General features: G+C 73.2%; 24 protein-coding genes and 1 riboswitch. Of the genes, 10 read left to right on the top strand and 14 right to left on the bottom strand.

Annotated elements, in window-relative coordinates:
• Positions 1 to 109: 109 nt before the first annotated feature.
• Both ACZ5D2_RS34070 and ACZ5D2_RS34065 read right to left on the bottom strand, forming a co-directional pair.
• Complete coding sequence (locus tag ACZ5D2_RS34070; protein ID WP_030227969.1) at positions 110 to 475, bottom strand: Rv2175c family DNA-binding protein; 366 nt, start codon at positions 473 to 475, stop codon at positions 110 to 112.
• 226 nt (positions 476 to 701) lie between these two features.
• Positions 702 to 1,934, bottom strand: a complete 1,233-nt coding sequence (locus tag ACZ5D2_RS34065; protein WP_371678908.1) for an NAD(P)/FAD-dependent oxidoreductase — start codon at positions 1,932 to 1,934, stop codon at positions 702 to 704.
• Between the two features lie 113 nt (positions 1,935 to 2,047).
• A riboswitch (TPP riboswitch) is annotated at positions 2,048 to 2,160 on the top strand.
• On the opposite strand from ACZ5D2_RS34065, the gene thiO reads away from it, so the two are divergent.
• From thiO to ACZ5D2_RS34035, 6 genes are all read left to right on the top strand, one after another.
• Positions 2,158 to 3,354, top strand: a complete 1,197-nt coding sequence (thiO, locus tag ACZ5D2_RS34060) for a glycine oxidase ThiO (protein ID WP_371678907.1) — start codon at positions 2,158 to 2,160, stop codon at positions 3,352 to 3,354. It overlaps the preceding riboswitch by 3 nt.
• Positions 3,351 to 3,551: a sulfur carrier protein ThiS gene (thiS, locus tag ACZ5D2_RS34055; RefSeq protein ID WP_266838599.1), complete on the top strand. Its 201-nt coding sequence runs from the start codon at positions 3,351 to 3,353 to the stop codon at positions 3,549 to 3,551. Before thiO ends, thiS begins: the two co-directional genes overlap by 4 nt.
• Positions 3,552 to 3,556: 5 nt before the next feature.
• Positions 3,557 to 4,351 (top strand): thiazole synthase, encoded by a 795-nt coding sequence (locus ACZ5D2_RS34050; RefSeq protein ID WP_371678906.1) that lies wholly within the window; start codon positions 3,557 to 3,559, stop codon positions 4,349 to 4,351.
• A 233-nt stretch (positions 4,352 to 4,584) separates the two neighbouring features.
• A complete protein-coding gene (gene pknB, locus ACZ5D2_RS34045; RefSeq protein ID WP_371678904.1) occupies positions 4,585 to 6,489 on the top strand; it encodes a Stk1 family PASTA domain-containing Ser/Thr kinase in 1,905 nt (634 codons plus the stop codon).
• 6 nt (positions 6,490 to 6,495) lie between these two features.
• Positions 6,496 to 7,356, top strand: a complete 861-nt coding sequence (locus tag ACZ5D2_RS34040; protein WP_371678903.1) for a deoxyribonuclease IV — start codon at positions 6,496 to 6,498, stop codon at positions 7,354 to 7,356.
• Positions 7,357 to 7,448: 92 nt separating this feature from the next.
• Complete coding sequence (locus tag ACZ5D2_RS34035; RefSeq protein ID WP_371678902.1) at positions 7,449 to 7,967, top strand: DUF4396 domain-containing protein; 519 nt, start codon at positions 7,449 to 7,451, stop codon at positions 7,965 to 7,967.
• An 11-nt stretch (positions 7,968 to 7,978) separates the two neighbouring features.
• On the opposite strand, the gene ACZ5D2_RS34030 is transcribed toward ACZ5D2_RS34035, so the two are convergent.
• Positions 7,979 to 8,611 (bottom strand): sulfite oxidase-like oxidoreductase, encoded by a 633-nt coding sequence (locus tag ACZ5D2_RS34030; protein ID WP_371678901.1) that lies wholly within the window; start codon positions 8,609 to 8,611, stop codon positions 7,979 to 7,981.
• A gap of 173 nt (positions 8,612 to 8,784) precedes the next feature.
• Between ACZ5D2_RS34030 and bfr the strand changes: the two genes are divergently transcribed.
• On the top strand, positions 8,785 to 9,264 hold the full coding sequence (gene bfr / locus ACZ5D2_RS34025) for a bacterioferritin (protein ID WP_266838605.1): 480 nt from the start codon (positions 8,785 to 8,787) through the stop codon (positions 9,262 to 9,264).
• On the opposite strand, the gene ACZ5D2_RS34020 is transcribed toward bfr, so the two are convergent.
• Both ACZ5D2_RS34020 and ACZ5D2_RS34015 read right to left on the bottom strand, forming a co-directional pair.
• Complete coding sequence (locus ACZ5D2_RS34020) at positions 9,261 to 9,548, bottom strand: (2Fe-2S)-binding protein (protein ID WP_371678900.1); 288 nt, start codon at positions 9,546 to 9,548, stop codon at positions 9,261 to 9,263. The two genes, bfr and ACZ5D2_RS34020, sit on opposite strands and share 4 nt — an antisense overlap.
• 156 nt (positions 9,549 to 9,704) lie before the next feature.
• On the bottom strand, positions 9,705 to 11,069 hold the full coding sequence (locus ACZ5D2_RS34015; RefSeq protein ID WP_371678899.1) for a class II 3-deoxy-7-phosphoheptulonate synthase: 1,365 nt from the start codon (positions 11,067 to 11,069) through the stop codon (positions 9,705 to 9,707).
• A 355-nt stretch (positions 11,070 to 11,424) separates the two neighbouring features.
• Between ACZ5D2_RS34015 and ACZ5D2_RS34010 the strand changes: the two genes are divergently transcribed.
• On the top strand, positions 11,425 to 13,353 hold the full coding sequence (locus ACZ5D2_RS34010; protein ID WP_371678898.1) for an anthranilate synthase family protein: 1,929 nt from the start codon (positions 11,425 to 11,427) through the stop codon (positions 13,351 to 13,353).
• Positions 13,354 to 13,362: 9 nt separating this feature from the next.
• Here the strand turns inward: ACZ5D2_RS34010 and ACZ5D2_RS34005 are convergent, their stop codons facing one another.
• The 5 genes from ACZ5D2_RS34005 to ACZ5D2_RS33985 form a co-directional block, all read right to left on the bottom strand.
• The gene (locus ACZ5D2_RS34005; protein WP_371678897.1) at positions 13,363 to 14,358 is read right to left on the bottom strand and encodes a 2-hydroxyacid dehydrogenase; all 996 of its coding nucleotides are present in this window, start codon (positions 14,356 to 14,358) and stop codon (positions 13,363 to 13,365) included.
• A gap of 90 nt (positions 14,359 to 14,448) precedes the next feature.
• Positions 14,449 to 15,477, bottom strand: a complete 1,029-nt coding sequence (locus ACZ5D2_RS34000; RefSeq protein ID WP_371681299.1) for a 6-phosphofructokinase — start codon at positions 15,475 to 15,477, stop codon at positions 14,449 to 14,451.
• A 145-nt stretch (positions 15,478 to 15,622) separates the two neighbouring features.
• The gene (locus ACZ5D2_RS33995; protein WP_371681298.1) at positions 15,623 to 16,273 is read right to left on the bottom strand and encodes a response regulator; all 651 of its coding nucleotides are present in this window, start codon (positions 16,271 to 16,273) and stop codon (positions 15,623 to 15,625) included.
• Between the two features lie 32 nt (positions 16,274 to 16,305).
• The gene (macS, locus tag ACZ5D2_RS33990) at positions 16,306 to 17,517 is read right to left on the bottom strand and encodes a MacS family sensor histidine kinase (protein WP_371678896.1); all 1,212 of its coding nucleotides are present in this window, start codon (positions 17,515 to 17,517) and stop codon (positions 16,306 to 16,308) included.
• 41 nt (positions 17,518 to 17,558) lie between these two features.
• Complete coding sequence (locus tag ACZ5D2_RS33985; RefSeq protein ID WP_371681297.1) at positions 17,559 to 18,281, bottom strand: lysophospholipid acyltransferase family protein; 723 nt, start codon at positions 18,279 to 18,281, stop codon at positions 17,559 to 17,561.
• Between the two features lie 167 nt (positions 18,282 to 18,448).
• Here ACZ5D2_RS33985 and ACZ5D2_RS33980 point away from each other — a divergent pair, with 167 nt between their 5' ends.
• On the top strand, positions 18,449 to 19,228 hold the full coding sequence (locus ACZ5D2_RS33980) for an alpha/beta hydrolase (protein ID WP_468934812.1): 780 nt from the start codon (positions 18,449 to 18,451) through the stop codon (positions 19,226 to 19,228).
• Positions 19,221 to 19,847: a hypothetical protein gene (locus tag ACZ5D2_RS33975; RefSeq protein WP_468934809.1), complete on the top strand. Its 627-nt coding sequence runs from the start codon at positions 19,221 to 19,223 to the stop codon at positions 19,845 to 19,847. The genes ACZ5D2_RS33980 and ACZ5D2_RS33975 overlap by 8 nt, the downstream gene beginning before the upstream one ends.
• Before the next feature lie 85 nt (positions 19,848 to 19,932).
• On the opposite strand, the gene ACZ5D2_RS33970 is transcribed toward ACZ5D2_RS33975, so the two are convergent.
• The 4 genes from ACZ5D2_RS33970 to ACZ5D2_RS33955 all read right to left on the bottom strand — a co-directional run bounded on the left by ACZ5D2_RS33970 (position 19,933) and on the right by ACZ5D2_RS33955 (position 23,455).
• Positions 19,933 to 20,676: an endonuclease/exonuclease/phosphatase family protein gene (locus ACZ5D2_RS33970; RefSeq protein WP_371678893.1), complete on the bottom strand. Its 744-nt coding sequence runs from the start codon at positions 20,674 to 20,676 to the stop codon at positions 19,933 to 19,935.
• Positions 20,677 to 20,741: 65 nt separating this feature from the next.
• On the bottom strand, positions 20,742 to 21,683 hold the full coding sequence (locus ACZ5D2_RS33965) for an ROK family glucokinase (RefSeq protein ID WP_371678892.1): 942 nt from the start codon (positions 21,681 to 21,683) through the stop codon (positions 20,742 to 20,744).
• 61 nt (positions 21,684 to 21,744) lie between these two features.
• Positions 21,745 to 22,233 (bottom strand): DUF5304 domain-containing protein, encoded by a 489-nt coding sequence (locus tag ACZ5D2_RS33960; RefSeq protein ID WP_371678891.1) that lies wholly within the window; start codon positions 22,231 to 22,233, stop codon positions 21,745 to 21,747.
• Between the two features lie 73 nt (positions 22,234 to 22,306).
• Positions 22,307 to 23,455, bottom strand: a complete 1,149-nt coding sequence (locus tag ACZ5D2_RS33955) for an ArsA family ATPase (RefSeq protein ID WP_371678890.1) — start codon at positions 23,453 to 23,455, stop codon at positions 22,307 to 22,309.
• Between the last annotated feature and the right edge of the window lie 9 nt (positions 23,456 to 23,464).

Here is a 23,464-nt window from a genome sequence, read left to right as displayed (position 1 = left end):
CCCCCCCCCCCCCCCCCCCCCCCCCCCCCCCCCCCCCCCCCCCCCCCCCCCCCCCCCCCCCCCCCCCCCCCCCCCCCCCCCCCCCCCCCCACGCCTGTGGATCAGCCGGTCAGAGGGCGAGCGCCTGGGCGCGTCGCTTCACCTCCGTGCCGCGATTCTCGCTCAGCGCCTGAGCGGGGGTGCCCGGCAGGGTGGGGTCAGCGGTGAACATCCACTCCAGGATCTCCTCGTCGGAGAAGCCGTCGTCGCGCAGCACGGTCAGCAGGCCGACCAGGCCCTTGACGATCTTGTCGCCGTCGATGAAGGGGGCGGGCACCTGGAGGGAACGGTTCTCGCCGCGGCGCACGGCGAGCAGCTGACCTTCCTTGACCAGCTGGCGGACCCGGGTCACTTCGATGTCGAGCATCTCCGCGATGTCGGGGAGGTACAGCCAGGCGGGGACAAGGGCATCGATCTTTGCGTCAATCTCGGTCACGGGGACAAGCCTGCCATCTCGGGCCGACGGCCGGTACCCGAGCCACCCCGTCCGGGGACGGGGCGGGCCGGGCACGGGTTCCGTGCGGGCCCCGCGAGGAACCCCCGCGGCCCCCGCACGGGGTCCGGCGCGGCGGGCCGGGATCGGGCGGAGCGGCGGTGGAGGGACGGCGGAGGCGTTCGGGAACGCGCGCCGGGGAGGCCGTCCGGGCCCGCGAGGGGCCCCGTCAGGCGGTGGCGGACTTCAGCGGGACGTCCGGGTCGGCGACCCTGTCCGGGTCGACGGGGACGGCCGATTCGATCAGCCTGCGCCCCTGCGCGAGGTCGCGGGGGCGGCCCACGGCCAGGACGGCGACCAGCGCACCCTCCCGCAGCCAGCACACCGACCAGCCCGCGTCGTCGGGGCCGCCCCGCCAGAGCATGGTGTCGGCGCCGCCGTGGTGGCCCGCGTACTGCACGAAGCGGCCGAACTGCTCGGACCAGAAGTACGGGACGGGGTCGTAGGCCTGGACGGGCTCCCCCGCGACGATGTTCGCCGCGACCGCCCGGGGGCCCTGCAGGGCGTTGTCCCAGTGGTGGACCAGCAGCCGGGCCCCGTAGCGGGCGGAGGGGAAGGAGGAGCAGTCGCCGACCGCGTACACCCCGGGCACCGAGGTGCGCAGGTACGCGTCGGCGGTGACCGAGCCGTCGGGGCCGCGCTCGATCCCGGTGCCGTCCAGCCAGCCCGTCGCGGGCCGGGCGCCGATGCCGACGACCACCGCCCCCGCCGCGAGCTCCCGGCCGTCGGCGAGCCGGACCAGCCCCTCCTCGATGCCGGCCACGGAGGCGCCGGTGATCAGGGTGGCTCCGGCCTCGGCGTACCACCGGGCCATCGGGGCGGCCACCTCGGCGGGCAGGGCCCCGGCCAGCACCCGGTCCGCGGCCTCGACCACCGTGACGGCGCAGCCGGCCCCGCGGGCCGCGGTGGCGAACTCGGCGCCGATCCAGCCGGCCCCGACGACCACGAGGTCGGGGGCCGCCGCCAGGACGGGGCGCAGCCGGGCGGCGTCGTCGAGGGTGCGCAGCAGGTGCACGCCCGGGACGCCGCCGGAGCCGGGCAGGGTCAGCGGTTCGGCTCCGGTGGCCAGGACCAGGACCTCGTAGGGGACGGGTCCGGCCGGGGTGTCGAGCTCGTGCGCGGCGGGCCGTACGCCGGTGACCTCGGTGCCCAGGCGCAGGTCGATGCGGAGTTCCTCGAAGTCCACGTCGAAGGCCACGTCGAAGGCGGAGTCCTCGGCCTTGCCGAGCAGCACCGCCTTGGACAGCGGGGGCCGGTCGTAGGGCTGGTGGGGCTCGGCGCCCAGGAGGGTCACGGGGCCGGTGAAGCCCTGTTCGCGCAGGGCCACGGCGGTCTGCACGCCGGCCATTCCGGCGCCGACGATCACGACACCGGGCTTCGTCTGTTGCGTCTGCTCGCTCACCCGCCCCACCCTAGTGAACTGACGGTCCGTCAGGAACAGCGGGCGTGGAAGTACCGGGGAGGCGCCGGGGAGGCAGCCTTACCCGGCACCCCCGCCGGGGTTAGTCTGGCCACCGTACCTATCGCGGGAGTCCGGGCGCACCGGGCTGAGAGGGAGGCTGGCCGGCCTCCGACCGTACGAACCTGATCCGGGTCATGCCGGCGAAGGGAGGGGCTGGACGCCCATGCACTCATCTCGGAAGGGATCCGCGGGAACCGCGGGATCCACCGGATCCGACGTCCTCGTCATCGGGGGCGGGATCATCGGCCTGGTCACCGCCTGGCGGGCGGCCCGGCGCGGACTGCGCACCGTACTGGCCGACCCCGACCCCGGCGGGGGCGCCGCCCGGGTCGCGGCGGGCATGCTCGCCGCCGTCACCGAGCTGCACTACGGAGAAGAGACCCTGCTCGGGCTCAACGTGGCCTCCGCCGCCCGCTATCCGCAGTTCGCGGCGGAGCTGGCCGAAGCCAGCGGCGGCCTGGACATCGGCTACCGGGCCTGCGGCACCCTCGCCGTCGCCCTCGATGCCGACGACCGCCTCCACCTGCGGGAACTGCACGCCCTGCAGCGTCGCTGCGGCCTGGAGTCACAGTGGCTCACCGGCCGCGAGTGCCGCCGCCTGGAGCCCATGCTGGCCCCGGGGGTACGCGGGGGGCTGCGCGTCGACGGGGACCACCAGGTGGATCCGCGGCGGCTCGCGGCCGCGCTGCTGGCCGCCTGCGAGCGCGCCGGGGTCGGCGTCCACCGGACGGCCGCCACCCGGCTGCTGACCGGGGCCGACCGCGCGCTGGGCGCCGTACTGGAGGACGGTACGGAGCTCCGCGCCGACCAGGTCGTGCTCGCCGCGGGCTCCCTGAGCGGGCGGCTGGAGGGGGTGCCGCCGGAGGTGGCGGTGCCGGTGCGGCCGGTGAAGGGCCAGGTGCTGCGACTGTCGGTGCCGCCGGCGTACGCGCCGTTCCTGTCCCGGACCGTACGGGCCGTCGTGCGCGGCAGCCACGTCTACCTGGTGCCCCGCGAGAACGGCGAGCTGGTCGTCGGAGCCACCAGCGAGGAACTCGGCTGGGACACCACCGTCACCGCGGGCGGGGTCTACGAGCTGCTGCGCGACGCCCACGAGCTGGTCCCCGGGATCACCGAGCTCCCCCTGGTCGAGACCCGGGCCGGACTGCGCCCCGGCTCCCCCGACAACGCGCCGCTGCTGGGCCCGACCGACCTGCCCGGGCTGCACCTGGCCACCGGCCACTACCGCAACGGGGTGCTGCTGACCCCGCTCACCGGCGACGTGATGGCGGAGCTGCTGGCCACCGGCACCGTGCCGGAGGTCGCCCGCCCCTTCAGCCCCCGCCGCTTCTCCACCACGCGTCAGGAGTCCTACGCATGACCATCTCCGTCAACGGCGAGCCGCGCGAGATCGCGGCCGGCACCACCCTCGACGCGGTGGTGGCCACGCTGACCCGGGCGCCCAAGGGCGTCGCCGCGGCCCTCAACGAGACCGTCGTCCCGCGCGGCCAGTGGCCGCACACCCCGGTGGGCGACGGCGACCGGGTCGAGGTCCTCACCGCCGTGCAGGGGGGCTGAGGACCATGGCCGACGACCTCTTCACCCTCGGCGGACGGACCTTCTCCTCCCGCCTGATCATGGGCACGGGCGGGGCCCCGAGCCTGGACGTCCTCGAACGGTCCCTGATCGCCTCCGGCACCGAACTGACCACGGTGGCCATGCGCCGCCTGGACCCGACGGTGCAGGGCTCGGTCCTGTCCGTCCTCGGCCGGCTCGGCATCGCGGTCCTGCCGAACACGGCGGGCTGCTTCACCGCGGGCGAGGCCGTGCTCACCGCCCGGCTGGCGCGGGAGGCCCTCGGCACCGACTGGATCAAGCTGGAGGTCGTCGCCGACGAGCGCACCCTCCTGCCCGACGGCGTCGAGCTGCTGGACGCCGCCGAGATCCTGGTCGACGAGGGCTTCACCGTCCTGCCGTACACCAACGACGACCCGGTCCTCGCACGGAAGCTGGAGGACGTGGGCTGCGCGGCGATCATGCCGCTGGGCTCCCCCATCGGTTCGGGACTCGGCATCCGCAACCCGCACAACTTCGAGCTGATCACGGAGCGGGCCGGGGTGCCGGTGATCCTGGACGCCGGGGCCGGCACGGCCTCCGACGCCGCCCTGGCGATGGAGCTCGGCTGCGCGGCGGTGATGCTGGCCTCGGCGGTCACCCGGGCGCAGGCGCCCGTCCTGATGGCGGCCGCCATGCGGGACGCCGTCACGGCGGGCCGCCTCGCCTTCCGCGCCGGGCGCATCCCCCGGCGCCGCTTCGCCGAGGCGTCCTCGCCCGCGGAGGGGCGCGCCGCCCTCGACCCGGAGCGGCCGGCCTTCTGACCCTCGCGGCGCCGCCCGCCCGGCTCGGCCTCGGCGGGCGGCGCCGTACAAACGCCGGCGGGGCTGGATTTTGCTCCGATCACCGTTCGGGTGCGGGCCCCACCCACACCCCGCCCGGCCAGGGCAGAGGCCGCCCCGCCCCACCCCCCGAAAAATGGGGGGCTCGTCACAGCTGCGCTGCAAGGCACGGGGACCCTGGCCGGATGTCCACGCGGCGCTCGTAGAATCGCCGGGTGGATACGACCCTGGAAGACCCCCTCGTCGGGCGCGTGCTCGACGGCCGCTACCGCATCGACGCCCGCATCGCGGCCGGCGGCATGGCCACGGTCTACCGGGCCGTCGACACCCGCCTGGACCGTGTGCTCGCGCTGAAGGTGATGCATCCGGCGCTCGCCGCCGACGCCGCCTTCGTCGACCGCTTCATCCGCGAGGCGAAGTCCGTGGCCCGCCTCGCCCACCCCAACGTGGTCGCCGTCTTCGACCAGGGCACGGACGGCCCGTACACGTACCTCGCCATGGAGTACGTGTCCGGCTGCACCCTGCGCGACGTGCTGCGCGAGCGCGGCGCGCTCCAGCCGCGGGCCGCGCTCGACATCTTCGAGCCGGTCCTGGCCGCCCTCGGCACCGCGCACCGGGCCGGTTTCGTCCACCGGGACATGAAGCCCGAGAACGTCCTGATCGGCGACGACGGCCGCGTCAAGGTCGCCGACTTCGGTCTCGTCCGCTCCGTGGACGCCGCGACGAACACCACCGGCACGATCCTCGGCACCGTCTCCTACCTGGCGCCCGAGCAGATCGAGAACGGCGTCACCGACACCCGGGTGGACGTCTACGCCTGCGGCGTCGTCCTGTACGAGATGCTCACCGGCTCCAAGCCGCACACAGGCGGCACCCCCGCCCAGGTGCTCTACCAGCACCTCCACGAGGACGTCCCGCCCCCGTCGGCCGCCGTCCCCGGGCTGCCCGCCGCCCTCGACGCCCTGGTCGCGGACGCCACCGCCCGCGCCCCCGAGCTGCGTCCCACCGACGCCGCGGCCCTGCTCGGGCTGGCCCGGGAGGCGCGGGAGCGGCTCAGCGACGCCGAACTGGACGCCGTACCCCCGCAGGCCCTGGACGGGGAGCGGGCGGCCACCGAGGACCGCACCAGCGTGATCCCCCGCCCCGTGGAGGCCCCGCAGCCGGTGCACCACACCTCCCGGCTGGAGCGCCCGCAGCCGCCCGCGGCCCACACGCCTCCGGCGCCGCGCCGCCCGCGCCGCGGGACGCTCCTGGTCGTCGCCGGGATCCTGCTGGCCCTCGGGCTGGGCGCCGGCGTCTGGTACATCAACTCCGGCCAGTTCACCAAGGTCCCCAACCTCCTCGGCAAGACGGAGGCGCAGGCCCGCTCCCAGCTGTCGGCCGCCGGGCTCGGGGTGAAGCGGGTCGACCGGAAGTTCAGCGACGCCTTCGACCGCGGGACGGTCATGAACAGCGACCCCGAGGGCGGACAGCGGATCCGCGGCAACGGGGCGGTCGTCCTCACCGTGTCCCGCGGCCCCGAGGTGGTCAGCGTCCCCGACCTGAAGGGCCGGCCGCTGGAGGAGGCCAAGGCGGAGCTGACGAAGGCGGGCCTGGCGCCCGGCATCGTCACCCAGGCCTTCAGCCAGGACGTGGCGCAGGGCTCGGTGATCGAGACCAGCCCGGCGGGCGGCAACAAGCGGGCGCCCGACACCGCGATCGCGCTGGTGGTCAGCAAGGGCCGCCCGGTGCAGGTCCCGCCCGTCACCGGCAAGCCCCTCGACCAGGCGCGGGCCGCCCTGGAGGCCGTCGGGCTGACGGTCCAGACGGCGCCCGACCAGGTCAACTCCGCGTCCCCCGCCGGCACGGTCGCGGGCCAGTCGGTCGCCGCGGGTGCCTCGGCGGCGGCCGGTGACACCATCACGCTGACCGTGTCCAAGGGCCCCCGGCAGGTCCTGGTGCCGGACGTGACCAACCAGGACGTGGACCCGGCCCGCAAGACCCTGGAGGCCCTGGGCTTCAAGGTGAAGGTGGACCGGCCGTTCCTCTCCTTCAGCAACACCGTGGACACCCAGTCGGTGCCCGGCGGCCAGGGCGCCCCCGAGGGCAGCACCATCACCCTCAAGACCAAGGGACTGTGACGGACCGTGACGCGCAATCCCGTGGGCGGGCACGTCCCCGTCGCCGGCGGCCTCGCCTCGGTCGGCCTCCCGTACGCCCGTGAGATGGGCGCCGAGGCCCTCCAGGTCTTCGTCGCCAATCCGCGCGGCTGGGCCACGCCGACCGGCAACCCGGCGCAGGACGAGCTGTTCCGTGCGCAGTGCGCCGAGGAGTCCCTCCCGGTGTACGTCCACGCCCCGTACCTGATCAACTTCGGCTCGCACAACGGGGCCACGGTGGAGAAGTCGGTGGAATCGCTGCGCCACTCGCTGCGCCGGGGCCGGGAGATCGGCGCGCTCGGCGTGGTCGTGCACACCGGCTCGGCGACCGGGGACCGCCCGCGCGAGGCGGCGTACGCGCAGGTCAGGGAGTACATGCTGCCGCTGCTGGACGAGCTGACGCACGAGGACGACCCGTTCCTGCTGCTGGAGTCGACCGCCGGTCAGGGTTCCTCGCTCTGCTCCCGGACCTGGGACTTCGGGCCCTACTTCGAGGCGCTCGACCACCACCCCAAGCTCGGCATCTGCCTGGACACCTGCCACATCTTCGCGGCGGGCCACGACCTGGCCGAGCCGGGCGGCACCAAGCAGACGCTGGACCTGCTGGTGGACACGGTGGGGCCGGGCCGCCTGAAGCTGATCCACGCCAACGACTCCAAGGAGGGCGTCGGCGCGCACAAGGACCGGCACGCCAACATCGGCCAGGGCCACATCGGCCGGGAGGCCTTCGCGGAGCTGTGCTCGCACCCCGAGACGGAGGGTGTGCCACTGATCATCGAGACGCCCGGCGGCAAGGAGGGGCACGCCGCCGACGTGGCCCTGCTGAAGGAGCTGCGCGGCGCCCACTGAGCCGAAGATCCCTTGAGGGAATACCCCAGGGGGGTATACGGTTCCGTCCAACGGCAGAACCGTATACCGGCCGTTTCCACCAGGGGGTCGTCATGGACCAGGCACACGCCCACCACGAAGACGAACACGGGCACCACGGGCACGGCAACCCGGAGCACAGCCACCACGGCCACGGGACCGTCGGCTGGGCCATGGCCGCCCGCGCCACCCTGCACTGCCTCACCGGATGCGCCATCGGCGAGGTGCTCGGCATGATCATCGGAACCGCCCTGGGCTGGGGGAACGTTCCGACGATGGTCCTCGCGATCGCCCTCGCGTTCTTCTTCGGCTACGCGCTCACCCTGCGCGGCGTCCTCGCCGCCGGAGTGGACTTCCGTTCGGCCGTCCGGGTGGCGCTGGCCGCGGACACCCTTTCGATCGCCGTCATGGAGCTGATCGACAACGGGGTCATCACCCTGTGGCCCGGAGCCATGGACGCGCAGCTCTCGGACGCCCTGTTCTGGGCCGCGCTCGCCCTCTCCCTCGCGCTGGCCTTCGTCGTGACCACCCCGGTCAACAAGTGGATGATCGGCCGCGGCAAGGGCCACGCGGTCGTCCACCGGTACCACTAGGCCGTCGGGGCCTAGAGCTCGGGTCCGTCGCCCGGTTCCTCCTGGTACGAGTAGCGCTGCTCGCGCCAGGGGTCGCCGATGTTGTGGTAGCCCCGCTCCTCCCAGAAGCCCCGGCGGTCCGCGGTCATGTACTCGATGCCGCGGACCCACTTGGGGCCCTTCCAGGCATAGAGGTGCGGGACCACGAGCCGGAGCGGGAAACCGTGCTCGGCCGTCAGCAGTTCGCCGCCCATGTGGGTGGCGAAGACGGTCCGGTCGGAGGCGAAATCGGCCAGTCTCAGGTTGGAGCTGAAGCCGTACTCGGCCCACACCATCACGTGCGTGACCTGCGGCGCCGGCGGGGCCAGGGCCAGCACGGTGCGCGCCATGACACCGCCCCATTCGGCGCCCGTCATGCTGAACTTGGTGACGCAGTGCAGGTCGGCGACCACCGAGTCGAACGGCAGGGCCGCGAAGTCCTCGTGGTTCCAGCAGTGCTTCTCACCGTCGGCCGTGGCGCCGAAGACGCGGAACTCCCAGCGCTCCGGCTTGAACTTGGGCACGGGACCGTAGTGGGTGACCGGCCAGCCCCTCTGCAACCGCTGCCCCGGGGGGAGCTCGAACTGCTCTGCTCCCGGAGATTCCCGGCTTTCCGGCTGACCCATGTCTCCATGGTGACAGACGCGGCGGGGTGGTCACGACCAGCTACGGCCCTTTCCGGGCAAGTCGCAGCAACTCCCACTAAGGAGGCACTTACTGGACGCTCCCGGGTGGCGGTGCAAAGATGCGCGCACCTGCCCAGTCACCTAGCTGACATTGCTTGGAAGGAGCCTCTGCGATGCAGGGCGACCCCGAGGTCCTTGAGTTTCTCAACGAGCAGCTGACCGGCGAGCTCACGGCCATCAACCAGTACTGGCTGCACTACCGCATCCAGGACAACAAGGGCTGGACGAAGCTCGCCCACTACACGCGCGCCGAATCCATCGACGAGATGAAGCACGCGGACAAGATCACCGAGCGCATCCTGATGCTCGACGGTCTGCCGAACTACCAGCGCCTCTTCCACGTGCGCGTCGGCCAGACGCTCACGGAGATGTTCCAGGCCGACCGGCAGGTCGAGGTCGAGGCCATCGACCGCCTCAAGCGGGGCATCGAGGTCATGCGCGGAAAGGGCGACGTCACGTCCGCCCGGCTCTTCGAGGAGATCCTGGAGGACGAGGAGCACCACATCGACTACCTCGACACCCAGCTGGAGCTCATCGAGAGCATCGGCGAGCCGCTCTACATCGCCCAGCTGATCGAGCAGCCGGAGAGCTAGGCCGCTTCGGCGAGCGCGGGCTCCGGCGCGGGCTCGGCGCCGGCCGCGATCGCGGGAACGAGCCGCGCGTCGGCCGCCAGGACCGCCGCCGCGTCGCCCTTCTCCAGCAGCTCCCGGCGCGGGCAGGCCCCGCGGCCGAGGAGGCCCTGGATGGTGCGCACACAGGAGCCGCAGTCGGTGCCGGCCTTGGTGGCCGAGGCGATCTGGCGGGGGGTGCAGGCCCCGGCAGCCGCGTGTTCCTTGACCTGCTTGTCGGTGATCCCGAAGCAAGAGCAGACGTACACGCGGTTCACCTCCCAGGTGTGGAACGGTTCTGCGAGCCATCCCCATTCGGTGAGGCTTACCTAACCGTACCCAAACCGAAGGTCCCCCAAAAGACCCGGATACGACGATGGGGCGCGGATCACATCGATCCGCGCCCCATCGTCGTAGGAAGCTACTTACTGATCGCGGTACATCTCGGCGACCAGGAACGCCAGGTCCAGGGACTGGCTGCGGTTGAGGCGCGGGTCGCAGGCCGTCTCGTAGCGCTGGTGCAGGTCGTCGACGAAGATCTCGTCGCCGCCGCCCACGCACTCGGTGACGTCGTCACCGGTGAGCTCGACGTGGATGCCGCCCGGGTGGGTGCCCAGGGCCTTGTGGACCTCGAAGAAGCCCTTGACCTCGTCGAGCACGTCGTCGAAGCGGCGCGTCTTGTGCCCGGAGGCCGCCTCGAAGGTGTTGCCGTGCATCGGGTCGGTGACCCAGGCGACGGTCGCACCGGACGCGGTGACCTTCTCGACCAGCTCCGGGAGCTTTTCGCGGACCTTGTCGGCGCCCATGCGGACGACGAAGGTCAGCCGGCCGGGCTCGCGCTCGGGGTCCAGGCGGTCGATGTAGGTGAGCGCCTCGTCCACCGTGGTGGTGGGGCCGAGCTTGATGCCGATCGGGTTGGCGATCTGCGAGCAGAACTCGATGTGCGCGTGGTCCAGCTGGCGGGTGCGCTCACCGATCCAGACCATGTGGCCCGAGGTGTCGTAGAGCTTGCCGGTGCGCGAGTCCGTACGGGTCAGCGCGCCCTCGTAGTCGAGGAGCAGCGCCTCGTGGGAGGCGTAGAACTCCACCGCCTTGAACTCTGCCGGGTCGGTGCCGCAGGCCTTCATGAAGTTCAGCGCGTTGTCGATCTCCCGCGCGAGCTGCTCGTAGCGCTGCCCGGAGGGGGAGGACTTCACGAAGTCCTGGTTCCAGGCGTGCACCTGGCGCAGGTCGGCGTAGCCACCGGTGGTGAAGGCGCGCACCAGGTTCAGCGTGGAGGCGGAGGCGTGGTACATGCGCTTCAGCCGCTCGGGGTCCGGGATCCGGGCCTCTTCGGTGAAGGCGAAGCCGTTGACGGAGTCACCGCGGTAGGTCGGCAGGGTGACGCCGTCGCGGGTCTCGGTGTCCTTGGAGCGCGGCTTGGAGTACTGGCCGGCGATGCGGCCGACCTTGACGACGGGCACGGAGGCCGCGTACGTCAACACGGCGCTCATCTGGAGCAGCGTCTTCAGCTTGGCGCGGATGTGGTCGGCGGACACGGCGTCGAAGGCCTCGGCGCAGTCGCCGCCCTGGAGCAGGAACGCCTCGCCCTTGGCGACGGCTCCCAGACGGGCGCGCAGCTGATCGCACTCACCCGCGAATACGAGGGGAGGATACGACTCGAGGTCCGCGACGACAGCGCGCAGTGCCTCGGCATCGGGGTACGAAGGCTGCTGCGCCGCGGGAAGGTCTCGCCAGGTCGCCTGATGGGCGGGGGCTTGGGTTTCAGCGTTCACGGTCACCCCGTACACATTACGGCGTCACACGTCCCGTCCGGCCCGACGCCCACCTGGTGAGACGGTGTCGCTCGAAGGTACGGGCCGCGGAAACGAACGGAATCCATGGTTCACATGTCGGTATAGAACGGATGCAGCGGGATCCCGTCCGCTTGGGCTAGGGTGCCTCGCATGTACGCACACTCCGACCAGAACTGGTGGTGGCCCGCTCCCGGCGGCCCACCCCTCGTGCGTACCCACTGACACGAGCGACGCGAAGGCCGCCCCGAGGGGCGGCCTTCCGCGTTCGCGCGACCGACCGGGCCGTCCCTCCCGCCGACAAGCCACCGGATCCGCAGCTCCGCGGACCTGCCGGAAGGACGCCCACACCATGCCCCAGCCCCAGGATTCACCGCTCCGGGTCCCCCGCTCCCAGGACGGCCCCTTCGACCCGAGCCGGCTCCTCGACGAGTCCTGCCCGCCGTTCGCGCTGCTCCGCCGGCGCACCCCGGGCCGTGACCACGACACCGTCGAGGTGCTGATCGGGCCGGTGCACGAGGCCGAGCGGCTGGCCGACCTGCCGGTCCGGGACCTGCCCACCCTCGCCCTCGTGCCCTTCCGGCAGATCCGCGAGCGCGGCTTCGACGTGCGCGACGACGGCACCCCGCTGAGCGTGCTGACCGCCGAGGAGGCCTACGAGATCCCCCTCGCGGCGGCGCTGGCGGCCCTGCCCGGCCACGACGTGCGGGTCGAGGACGGCGGCTTCGACGTCACCGACGAGGACTACGCGGCCACCGTCGAGCGCGTGATCCGCGACGAGATCGGGCGCGGCGAGGGCGCGAACTTCGTGATCCGGCGGACCTACGGGGGCCGGATCGACGGTTTCGGCCGGGCCGACGCGCTCGCCCTGTTCCGGCGGCTGCTGGAGGGCGAGCGGGGCGCGTACTGGACGTACGTCGTGCACACCGGGGAGCGGACCCTGGTCGGGGCGAGCCCGGAGGTCCACGTGCGGATGTCCGGACGGACGGTCGTGATGAACCCGATCAGCGGCACCTACCGCCATCCCGCCGGGGGACCGACCGTCGAGTCGCTCCTGTCCTTCCTCGGGGACCGCAAGGAGACCGAGGAGCTGTCGATGGTGGTCGACGAGGAGCTCAAGATGATGTGCACGGTCGGCGACATGGGCGGGGCCGTCGTCGGACCGCGGCTGAAGGAGATGTCCCACCTCGCGCACACCGAGTACGAGCTGCGCGGACGCTCCTCGCTGGACGTCCGGGAGGTGCTGCGGGAGACCATGTTCGCGGCGACCGTGACGGGCTCGCCCGTGCAGAACGCCTGCCGCGTGATCGAGCGCTACGAGAGCGGCGGCCGCGGCTACTACGCGGGCGCGCTGGCCCTCCTCGGCCTGGACCCCTCCGGCGGCCAGACCCTGGACTCCCCCATCCTGATCCGCACCGCCGACATCGCCCCCGACGGGACCCTGCGGGTGCCGGTCGGCGCGACCCTGGTGCGCCACTCCGACCCGCACGGCGAGGTGGCGGAGACCCACGCCAAGGCCGCCGGGGTACTGGCCGCCCTCGGTGTGCGGGAGCCGGCGCCCCGCCCGGCCTCCGAGGGGACCCGGCTGGCCGACGACCCCCGGGTGCAGGCCGCGCTGGCGGCCCGGCGGGCCGATCTCGCGCCGTTCTGGCTCCGGATGCAGGAGCAGCCCGCGACGCTGACCGGCCACGCGCTGGTGGTCGACGGGGAGGACACCTTCACCGCGATGCTGGCCCACGTGCTGCGGGTCACCGGGCTGGAGGTGACCGTACGCCGCTACGACGACCCCGGCCTGCGGGCCGCGGCCCTGGCCTGGGAGGGCCCGGTCGTCCTCGGCCCGGGTCCGGGCAACCCGGCGGAGTCCGGCGACCCGAAGATGCGGATGCTGCGCGCCCTGGCCGGGGAGCTGCTGGCCTCGCACCGGGGCGGGATCCTGGGCGTCTGCCTGGGCCACGAGCTGCTGGCCGCCGAACTCGGGCTGCCGCTGGTCCGCAAGGCGGAGCCCGCGCAGGGGGCGCAGACGCGGATCGGCCTCTTCGGGGCCGAGGAGGTGGTGGGCTTCTACAACACCTACACCGCGCACTGCTCCGACGAGCTGGCCGTGCGCCTGGCCGGCGAGGGGGTCGAGGTCGCCCGGGATCCGGCGACCGGCGAGGTGCACGCCCTGCGGTCGGCCGCGAGCGGGGTCGCGGGCGTGCAGTTCCACCCGGAGTCGGTGCTCACCCTGCGGGGCGCGGACCTGGTCCGGGAACTGCTGGCGGGGGTCATGGCCCCGGTCTAGCCGGGCCGGTCAGGGCGACGGCACCAGCGTGTTCTCGGAGCGGCGGCCGGCCAGGTAGTCGGCGACGTTGCGGACGGTGGTCTCGATGATCTGGCCGACGGCGTCGGCCGTGTAGTAGGCCTGGTGGCTGGTCACCACGACGTGCGGGAAGGTGACCAGCCGGGCCAGGGTGTCGTCCTCGACGGCTTCGAGGGACTTGTCGAGGAAGAACACCCCGGCCTCCGCCTCGTACACGTCGAGGCCGATCCCGGTGAAGCGGCCCGCCCTCAGCTCGTCGACCAGGGCGGCGGTGTCGATCAGGCCTCCCCGGCTGGAGTTCACGAGGATCGCGTCGTCGCGCATGGCCTTCAGGGCGTCCGCATCGATGAGGTGGTGCGTGGACTCCAGCAGGGGCACGTGCAGGCTGATCAGGTCGGACCGGGCGAGGAGCTCCTCCTTGTCCACGTAGGTCATGCCCAGCTCCAGGCAGGCCGGGTTCCGGGCGGCGTCCCAGCCGAGGAGGCTCATGCCGAAGCCGTGGGCGATCCGGGCGAAGGCCTCGCCGATCTTGCCGGTGCCGAGGATCCCCGCCGTGCGGCCGTGGAAGTCGCGGCCCATCAGCCCGTTCAGCCGGAAGTCGAAGTCGCGGGTGCGGATGGCGGCCCGGACGACCTTGCGGTTGACGGCCATCGCCAGGGTCCAGGCGAACTCGGCCACGGAGTACGGGGAGTAGTACGAGACGCGGCCGACGGTCATGCCCAGCCGGCGGGCCACGTCCAGGTCGATGTTGTTGAAGCCGGTCGACCGCTGGGCGATCATCCTCGTCCCGCCGGCGGACAGCGTGTTCAGGACCCTGGCGCCGAGGTCCGCGTTCACACTGGAGGAGACGATCTCGTAGCCGGCGGCGATGGGCGCGGTGTCCTCGCTCAGGAAGACGTCGAGACAGCGGACCTCGTGCTGTCCGGCGAAGGCCCGCTCCAGGAGGGGCTTCTCGTCGGCGGTCACTCCGAAGGCCAGGATCTCCACGCGTGCTCCCGTACGTCGAACCAGTCGGACCATGGGCCGTTCGTCACGATACGACCCGTGGTCCGGCGGCGCCGGAAGGCTCGGCAGCCCTCAGCCGAAGAAGACCCCGACCTCCTCGTACAGCGCGGGGTCGACCGTCTTGAGCTTCGCGGTGGCCTCCGCGATCGGCACGCGGACGATGTCCGTCCCCTTCAGCGCGACCATCTTGCCGAAGTCGCCGTCGCGCACCGCGTCGATCGCGTGCAGCCCGAAGCGGGTGGCCAGCCAGCGGTCGAAGGCGCTCGGGGTACCACCGCGCTGGATGTGCCCGAGGACCGTCGTGCGGGCCTCCTTGCCGGTGCGCGCCTCGATCTCCTTGGCCAGCCATTCGCCGACGCCCGAGAGCCGGACGTGCCCGAAGGAGTCCGTGGTGGCGTCCTTGAGGACCATCTCCCCGTCGGTGGGCATCGCGCCCTCCGCGACCACCACGATCGGGGCGTAGCTCGCCTTGAAGCGGGAGGTCACCCAGGCGCAGACCTGGTCCACGTCGAAGCGCTGCTCGGGGATGAGGATGACGTTGGCACCGCCCGCCAGGCCCGAGTGCAGGGCGATCCAGCCGGCGTGCCGGCCCATCACCTCGACGACGAGGACCCGCATGTGGGACTCGGCGGTGGTGTGCAGCCGGTCGATGGCCTCGGTCGCGATGCCGACGGCCGTGTCGAAGCCGAAGGTGTAGTCGGTGGCCGAGAGGTCGTTGTCGATGGTCTTGGGCACGCCCACGCAGGGGATGCCGTGCTCCGCGTGCAGCCGGGCGGCCACGCCCAGGGTGTCCTCGCCGCCGATCGCGACGAGCGCGTCGACCTCGAACTTGGCGAGGTTCTCCCTGATGGCCCGTACGCCGTTCTCCGTCTTGAACGGGTTGGTGCGCGAGGAGCCGAGGATGGTGCCGCCGCGGGGCAGGATCCCGCGGACGGCGGGGATGCCGAGCGGGACGGTGTCCCCCTCGACCGGTCCCCGCCAGCCGTCCTTGAAGCCGACGAACCCGTATCCGTACTCCTGCGTGCCCTTGCGGACGACCGCCCTGATCACCGCGTTGAGCCCGGGGCAGTCGCCGCCGCCCGTGAGCACTCCGACCTTCATGGAATCTCCCTTCGCCATGACGGTCACGCTAGTGGTGACACAGGTCACAGCAAGGGCCTTGGAGGGGTCAATTCCGGTGAAAGTACGGGGCGTTGCGTACGCATGTTCACTCGTACGGGGAAGTACGTACGACCGGTGTCACCCGTTATGCGTCGGCGTCGTCGAGCCCGCGCTCGATCGCGTACCGGACGAGCTCCACCCGGTTGTGCAGCTGGAGCTTGCCCAGGGTGTTCTGCACGTGGTTCTGCACCGTGCGGTGGGAGATCACCAGCCGCTCCGCGATCTGCTTGTACGAGAGCCCCTTGGCCACCAGCCGCAGCACCTCGGTCTCCCGGTCGGTCAGCTGCGGGGCCTTGGGCTCGTCGGCGGCGGCGGGCGCCGGGACGGTGGCCAGGCGCCGGTACTCGCCGAGGACCAGGCCGGCCAGGCCGGGGGTGAACACCGGGTCGCCGGCCGCGGTGCGGCGCACCGCGTCGATCAGCTCCTGCGCCCCGGCGGACTTCAGCAGGTAGCCGGTGGCCCCGGACTTGACCGCCTCCAGCACGTCCGCGTGCTCCCCGCTGGCCGACAGGACGAGCACGCGCAGCGCGGGATCGGCGCCGACGAGCTCCTTGCAGACCTGCACGCCCGGCATGCCCGGCAGGTTGAGGTCGAGGACCAGCACCCCCGGGGCGGCGGCACGGGCCCGGCGCACGGCCTCCGGTCCGTCCCCGGCGGTGGCCACGACGTCGAACCCGGCGGCGGCCAGGTCGCGGGCGACCGCGTCCCGCCACATCGGATGGTCGTCGACGACCATCACCTTGATCTCGTGGAGGTCGTTCGGCTCGGTCACTGGGTTGTCCCCCTCGGTACTTTCAGTTCCACTTCGGTGCCCTGTCCGGGGACGGACACCAGCTCGGCGCTGCCGCCGAGGTCGCGCAGCCGTCCGCGGATGGACAGGGCCACGCCCATCCGTCCCTCGCCGGCCGCCTGGTCGAGCCGGCCGGCCGGGATGCCCGGACCGTCGTCCCGTACGGTCACGATCACCTCGTCCCCCCAGTCCTCGATCAGGATCCAGGCGCGGGCGCCCTCCCCGGCGTGCTTGCGGACGTTGTCCAGGGCCGCCCCGACCGCCGCGGCCAGCTCCCGCGCCGCGGGCACCGGCAGCGGCACCGGGGCGCCCGGCTCGGCGAAGCTGACCCGGGAGCCGGCGTGCGGGGCGAGCAGGGAGCGCAGGTCCAGCTCGCCCTCGTCGGAGCCGGGCTCCTCCACCTCGTACGTGTCCACCAGCGCGCCCAGCGACCCGTCGCGCGAGACCCGCGAGGGGTGCACCAGCCCGCTGGAGACCAGGGTGCGCAGCGCCACCTCCTGCTCGCCCGCCATCCGGCCGAGCTCGGCCGCCTCGCCGCCCAGCTCGGTGCCGCGCCGCTGGACCATGGCGAGGACCTGGAGGACCCCGTCGTGGATGTCGCGGGCCAGGCGTTCGCGCTCGCGGGTGGCGGCCTCGATCTCCAGGGCCCGGGCGAGGGTCGCCTCGCTGGCACGGGCGACCTCGATCACGTAGCCGAGGGCTATGGAGGCCACCCAGACCAGCAGGACGTTGTGCAGGGTGTCCCGGGTGGGGTCGCCGCCGTGGATGACGATGTTGGCGACGGCCACGAAGGTCGAGGCGACTCCGGCCCAGCGCCAGCCGCCCTTGAGGGCGAAGGCGAGGACCGAACCGGCCGTCCAGATGCTGGGGAGGGTCGGGCCGCCCGCGGCGATCCGGGCGTGGGTGTCGGCGAGCGGGGTGAGCAGGACGCCCACCAGGGCGACGGTGAGGTCGGCGAAGAGGAACCGGCGGGTGCAGGACACGGCGCCGGCCACCTTGCTCCGGGTGGCCACGGTCCAGACGGCGAGGACGGCGAGGTAGCCGGCCGCCGTCCAGGGCTGGTCGAACTTCCTGTACGCGGAGGCGAACAGCAGCACCGCGTAGACCATGGTGAGCAGCCGGTAGGCCGTCAGGGCCTGCCACAGCGGCTGCTCGACCGACATGCGCACGACGCGCTCGCGCTTCGCCATCTCCCCCACCCCCGTGCGGGCGGCACCGCCGCCCGCCCGTCCTACTGCCCGGCCTTGTCGCCCTTGTCCGCCTTCTCGGCCTTGGCGGCCTTCTCCGCGTCGGCGATCTGGCGCTTCGCGGCGGTGGCGTAGATGTCCACGTACTCCTGGCCGGAGAGCTTCATGATCTCGTACATGACCTCGTCGGTCACGGAACGGAGGATGAAGCGGTCCCCGTCCATCCCCTGGTAGCGGCTGAAGTCCAGCGGCTTGCCGATCCGGATGCCCGGACGCATCAGCTTCGGGACGACCTTGCCGGGCGGCTGGATCTTCTCGGTGTCGATCATCGCGACCGGGATCACGGGGGCGCCGGTGGCGAGCGCCACCCGGGCCAGGCCGCCGGGCTTGCCCCGGTAGAGGCGACCGTCGGGTGAACGGGTCCCCTCGGGGTAGATACCGAACAGCTCCCCGCGTTCGATGACGTCGATGCCGCTCTTGATGGCGGCCTCGCCCGCACCGCGCGCGCCGGAGCGGTCCACCGGGAGCTGGCCGACGCCCTTGAAGAAGGCCGCCGTCAGCTTGCCCTTGACCCCCGGGGAGGTGAAGTACTCCGCCTTCGCGATGAAGGTCACCTTCCGGTCCAGCACGGCGGGCAGGAAGAAGGAGTCGGAGAAGGACAGGTGGTTGCTCGCGAGGATCGCCGGCCCCTCCGCGGGAATGTTCTCGAGGCCCTCCACCCACGGCCTGAACGCGAGCTTCAGGGACCCGCCGATGGAGAACTTCATTGCGCCGTAGATCAACTCGAAAGCCTTCCTGTGTCTGTCGAACAGACCTTAACCCCTGGCTCCGCCCGGAGCGGCCCGACGACCCTGGTCGGTACCACCCCGGTCGCGTACGGTGAAGTCACACAGAGCAACGCACCCGCCAACCCCTCATGACCTAGGAGACCCTGGTGCCCGTCCTCCCTGGAGCCGAGCCGTTCCGCCACGAGGGCGGAAAGGTCGGCGTCCTCCTCTGCCACGGTTTCACCGGCTCCCCGCAGTCCCTGCGCCCCTGGGCCGACCACCTGGCCGCGCGCGGGCTGACGGTATCCCTGCCGCTGCTGCCGGGACACGGTACGTGCTGGCAGGACATGCAGCTCACCGGCTGGCAGGACTGGTACGCCGAGGTCGACCGCGCGCTGCGGGAGCTGCTGGACCGGTGCGAGCAGGTCTTCGTCTTCGGGCTGTCCATGGGCGGCGCGCTGACCCTGCGGCTGGCCGCCAAGCACGGGGACTCGATCAGCGGGATCGTCCTCGTCAACCCGGCGAACAAGGTCCACGACCCGCTCGCCGTCGCCCTTCCGGTGGTCAAGCACGTCATCCGGTCGACGCCGGGCATCGCCAGCGACATCGCGAAGCCGGGCTCGGAGGAGGTCGGCTACGACCGGGTCCCGACCCGGGCCGCCGACTCGCTGCGCAAGCTCTTCCGGCTGGTGGACGCCGAGCTGCCGCAGGTGACGCAGCCGGTGCTGCTGCTGCACAGCCCGCAGGACCACGTCGTGCCGCCGGTGGACTCGGCGCGGATCCTGTCGCGCATCTCCTCGACGGACGTCACCGAGACCCTGCTGGAACAGAGCTACCACGTCGCGACGTTGGACTTCGACGCGGAGCGGATCTTCGCGGACAGCTATGCGTTCGTCGGGCGGCTCGCGGAGAGCGTCGGCAGGGAGGGGGCGGCCAGCGGTGGCTGAGCACGAGGAGTCCTCGGGGGGTGTCCCCCCGCTGGACGAGGAAGCGGCGTGGGCCGCGATCGTCGCCGGGTACGGGCAGGAGCCTCCGGACCCGCCGGGGGCGAGGCCGTTCCGGCCGATCGAGAACCTGATGCTGCCGGAGGAGGACGTCAAGGCGGTGCCTCCGGTGGCGGAGCGGGATCCGAAGGCGCCGCCGAAGCCGGAACCGGAGTCGGAGCAGGAGCCGGAGCCGGGATCGGGATCGGGATCGGGATCGGGATCGCAGCCTCCGGCGCTCGGCAGCTCGGTCACCTTCGCTCCGGGCGTGGGGACGGGCTCCCCCGCCGCCGCGCCGGGGCCGCGGGACCACGCGCCGGCGGAGCCGAAGGACGACGAGGGCCACTTCGTCCCCCCGGAGCCGGAGCTGCCGCCCGCGGACACGACGGCCAAGTTCGCGTGGCTCGCGGTGGTGGGCGGCCCGGTGCTGCTGCTCCTCGCGGTGCTGCTGCAGTGGGACATGACCTGGTGGCTGACCACCCTGGGCATCGGCGGCTTCCTGGGCGGCTTCGCCACCCTGGTGGCCCGGATGTCGCAGGACGACGACGAGGACGACGACCCGGGCCGCGGCGCGGTGGTCTGATCCTCCGACGCGCCGCTCGCAGGGCTCGGCCCCGACGGGGCTCCGCGGGGCCGCCCGTCGGCGACGGCCCCGCCGGGCCCCGGGCCTACGGGGTGGCCGGGAGGCGCAGGGCGGCCAGGACCGGGAGGTGGTCCGTGGCCGTGTGGAGGTCGAGGGGTGTCACCCCGGCCAGCCCCGCGGGGACGCCGCACGCCAGCACCTCCACCCCCGCCGAGGCGAAGACGGCGTCGATGCGGCGGTCCGGCGCCGCCGCCGGGAAGGTGTCGCCGCCGCCCCACGGGGCCACCGTCCAGCAGTCCCGCAGGCTCTCGGTCAGCCGCCCGAAGGCCGGCCCCCCGGGGGCCTCGTTCACGTCGGCGGCCACGATCGCGTGCGGTGCCCCCAGCGCGGCGGCCCGTTCGGCCAGCATCCCCGCCTGCGCGGACCGTTCCGCACGGTCCAGGGACAGGTGCGCGCTGACGACCCCGACCCTCGCCGCCCCGAAGCGGACCACGGCGGTCGCGAAGCCCCGCCGGTGCAGTCCGGGAGTCAGGGGCAGCAGGACGTCCTCGGTCCGCTCCACGAAGGCCCGTAGCGAGCACATCAGCAGCGGACCGGCGGCCGTCGCTCCGCCGCCCAGCACCACGAGGTCGGTCTTGGCGGCCAGCCGGGCGGCGTGCTTGCGCCACCGGAAGAACCGCGGGGCTTCCTGGACGAAGACCAGGTCGGGTGCGCAGGCCCGGATGACCCGGGCCAGCGCCTCCTCGTCGTCGCGCAGGGAGCGGATGTTGTAGCTGAGTGCCCGGATCACGGCAGAACCGTCGGGCTCCGTAACAGACTTCGGCAACATGCCCGGCAACTTACGCAGTTGCCCGCCGCTCCCCCAAGGGCGCGACGGGCGGTCATGCGAAAGGATCAGCCCTGGCGGGCCAGGTCCGCGGCGCCGACGAGCCCGGCCTCGCCGCCGAGCTGCGCGGCCAGCACCTGCGCGTGCGGGCGCCAGGCGCCGCCGACCAGCCAGCGCTTGAAGGACTTGCGGATCGGGTCGAGGACGAGGTCGCCCTCGTCGGAGACCCCGCCGCCGACGATGAACGCCGACGGGTCGAAGAGGGAGGCCAGGTCGGCGAGGCCGGCGCCGGCCCAGCGGGCCAGCTCGCGGAAGGCGTCGACGGCCACCAGGTCGCCCTGCCGGGCCGCCTGGCTGATGTGCTTGCCCTCGATGCCCTCGGCGGTGCCGTCGCCGAGGGCGAGCAGGATGGCCGCGTTCTCGGGGGTGGCGTTGGCGCGCTGCTTGGCGTAGCGGACGAGGGCGCGCCCGGAGGCGTACTGCTCCCAGCAGCCCTGGCTGCCGCAGCCGCACAGCAGGCCGTCGGGGACGACCCGGATGTGCCCGAACTCGGCGGCGACGCCGAAGCGTCCGCGGCGCAGCTTGTTGCCGATGATGATGCCGCCGCCCAGACCGGTGCCGAGCGTGATGCAGATGACGTCCTCGTGGCCCTGGCCGGCGCCGAAGCGGTACTCGCCCCAGGCCGCGCAGTTCGCGTCGTTCTCGACGACGACCGGCAGGCCGATGCGCTGCTCGACCTTGTCCTTCAGCGGCTCGTGGCGCCAGTTGATGTTCGGCGCGAAGAGCACGGTGGCGCGCTTGTCGTCCACGTATCCGGCGGCGCCGATGCCGACGGCGTCGATGGTGTGGTTGCTGCTGACCTCGGACACGGCGGCGCAGATGGCCTCCGTCACTCCGTCCGCCGTCGGCGGGGTGGGCACCTTGTACGTCTCAAGGATGGTGCCCTCTTCGTCGACCACGCCGGCCGCGATCTTCGTGCCGCCGATGTCGACGCCGATGGTGAGTCCCATTAGTCCCTCGGTTTCCGGTCAAACCCCGCCACGGCCAACCGTACACGGGGCCGGCGGAGGATCAGTCGAGATCGATCCGCTCGGCCGGGCCGGGATCGGGGCCCTCGTCGTCGCCCCGGCCGTCGCCCCCGCCGTCCCCTGCGGCGGGCCCCCGCGGGGCGGGCGGCCGGTCGTGGGTCCAGCGGCGCTCGTGGCCCTCGACCGCCGAGCGGTAGGCGGCGAGCAGCTCGGATCCGGCCGCCGCTAGGTGGCCGAAGACCTCGGGGTTGCGCTCGACGACGGGCTTGGCGGCGGTCTTCGCCTGGTTGACGAACTGGCGCACGGCACCCTGGGCGGCGGCGCCGAGGAGCGGGTTGTCCAGGGAGGAGACCTTGTCGGCGACGGCCTCGAACAGCTTGAACAGCTCCTCGGCGGCCGTCCCGGTGCCACTGCCCCGCCCGGCCCCCGCGCCCTCCCGCTCCGCGCGACGGCGCTCCTGCTCGGCGGCGAGGTCCTCGGCACAGGCCTGCGCCCAGGCGTCGTCGGTGGGGCGGTCGGTGGCCTCGCTCATGGCGGACTCTCCTGCGGCGGCGGAACGTGCGGTACTGGCTACTTCCGACGGTACCCGAACGGTGGTACGGGTCTCAGCGCGCGCGGGGCCACAGCTGCGGGTCGGGGGTGAAGCGGACGCGCAGGACGCCGTCGTCGAGGGCGGCGCCGGAGACGGTGCAGCGGCGCAGGGCCGAGGGCAGCGGAACGATCCTGCGGTACGGGCCCACCGCGAGCAGCAGCTCGTCCCCGCGCCGGACGAGGTCCAGCTCGTCCTTGCGGGCCCGGGGCAGCGGGACCGCCCATACGAGGATCCCGTCCTCGGCGAGCCGGTCCTCGACGCTCCAGCCCGCCCCGTCACCGGTCCCGGGGGCCGGGGCCATGCCGTCGGCGGAGGCGAGGGGGGCCAGGCCGTCGGGGCCCCACGGGTCACGGCCCAGGTGCGCCGCCCCGACGACGGGCACCACCCGCTCCCAGTCGTCCAGGAAGGACCGCTGCGCCGCCGCGATCCCGGCCACCCAGGGATCGGCGGAGTCCCGGGGCACGAGCCGGTTGGCGACGAGGTCGTGGACGCGCAGCTCGTGCAGGGCGAGGCCGAGCACCCCGGTGCGCAGTGCGGCGCCGGCGGCGGGTCCGGGTTCGGCGACCAGCCGGACGGCGGTGGTGCGGGCCTCCACGACGGCCTGGACGGCGGCCAGCTCCTCGTCCCAGCGGGCGGCGGCCTCGTAGAGCCACTGCGCGGGCTGCGGCACCCCGGCGAGCTGGGCCAGTACGGGGCGCAGCGCGCGGGCCGCCTGCCGTTCGGCGGGGAGCAGCCGGGCGAGGTAGCGGCGCAGCTGGGCGGGGAGGGCGAGGGTGGTCAGCGCCTGGTGCAGCGGGGGCATGTCCACGACGACGAGATCGGTGTCGGGGGCGCAGGCCGCCCGGCGCAGGGCGCGGAGCAGGGAGAACTGCTCGGCGCCGGGCAGTTCGGTGATCTCCTCGGTGCCGAGCGGGCGGCCGCCGAGCATGCCGATGAAGGCGGCGCCGCGGTCCTGGAGGGCGGCCAGCTCGGTCCGGAACTCCGCGCCGGAGTCGATCCGGGCGAGGCGGAGCCCCTCGGGGGCGGGGGCCCCGCGGAGGGGGTCCTCGGCGGACAGCAGCGACACCCGCCGTCCGCCGCGTACCGCGGCGAGCGCGGTGGCGGCGGCGACGGTGGTCCGCCCGGCCCCACCGGGCCCGGTGATCAGCAGGGTCTGCGGCATGTGGTGCGG

The organism is Streptomyces sp. NPDC031479, assembly GCF_055581065.1.
Note: the sequence above shows the minus strand (reverse complement) of the source record. Positions and strands in the feature narration are given on the sequence as shown.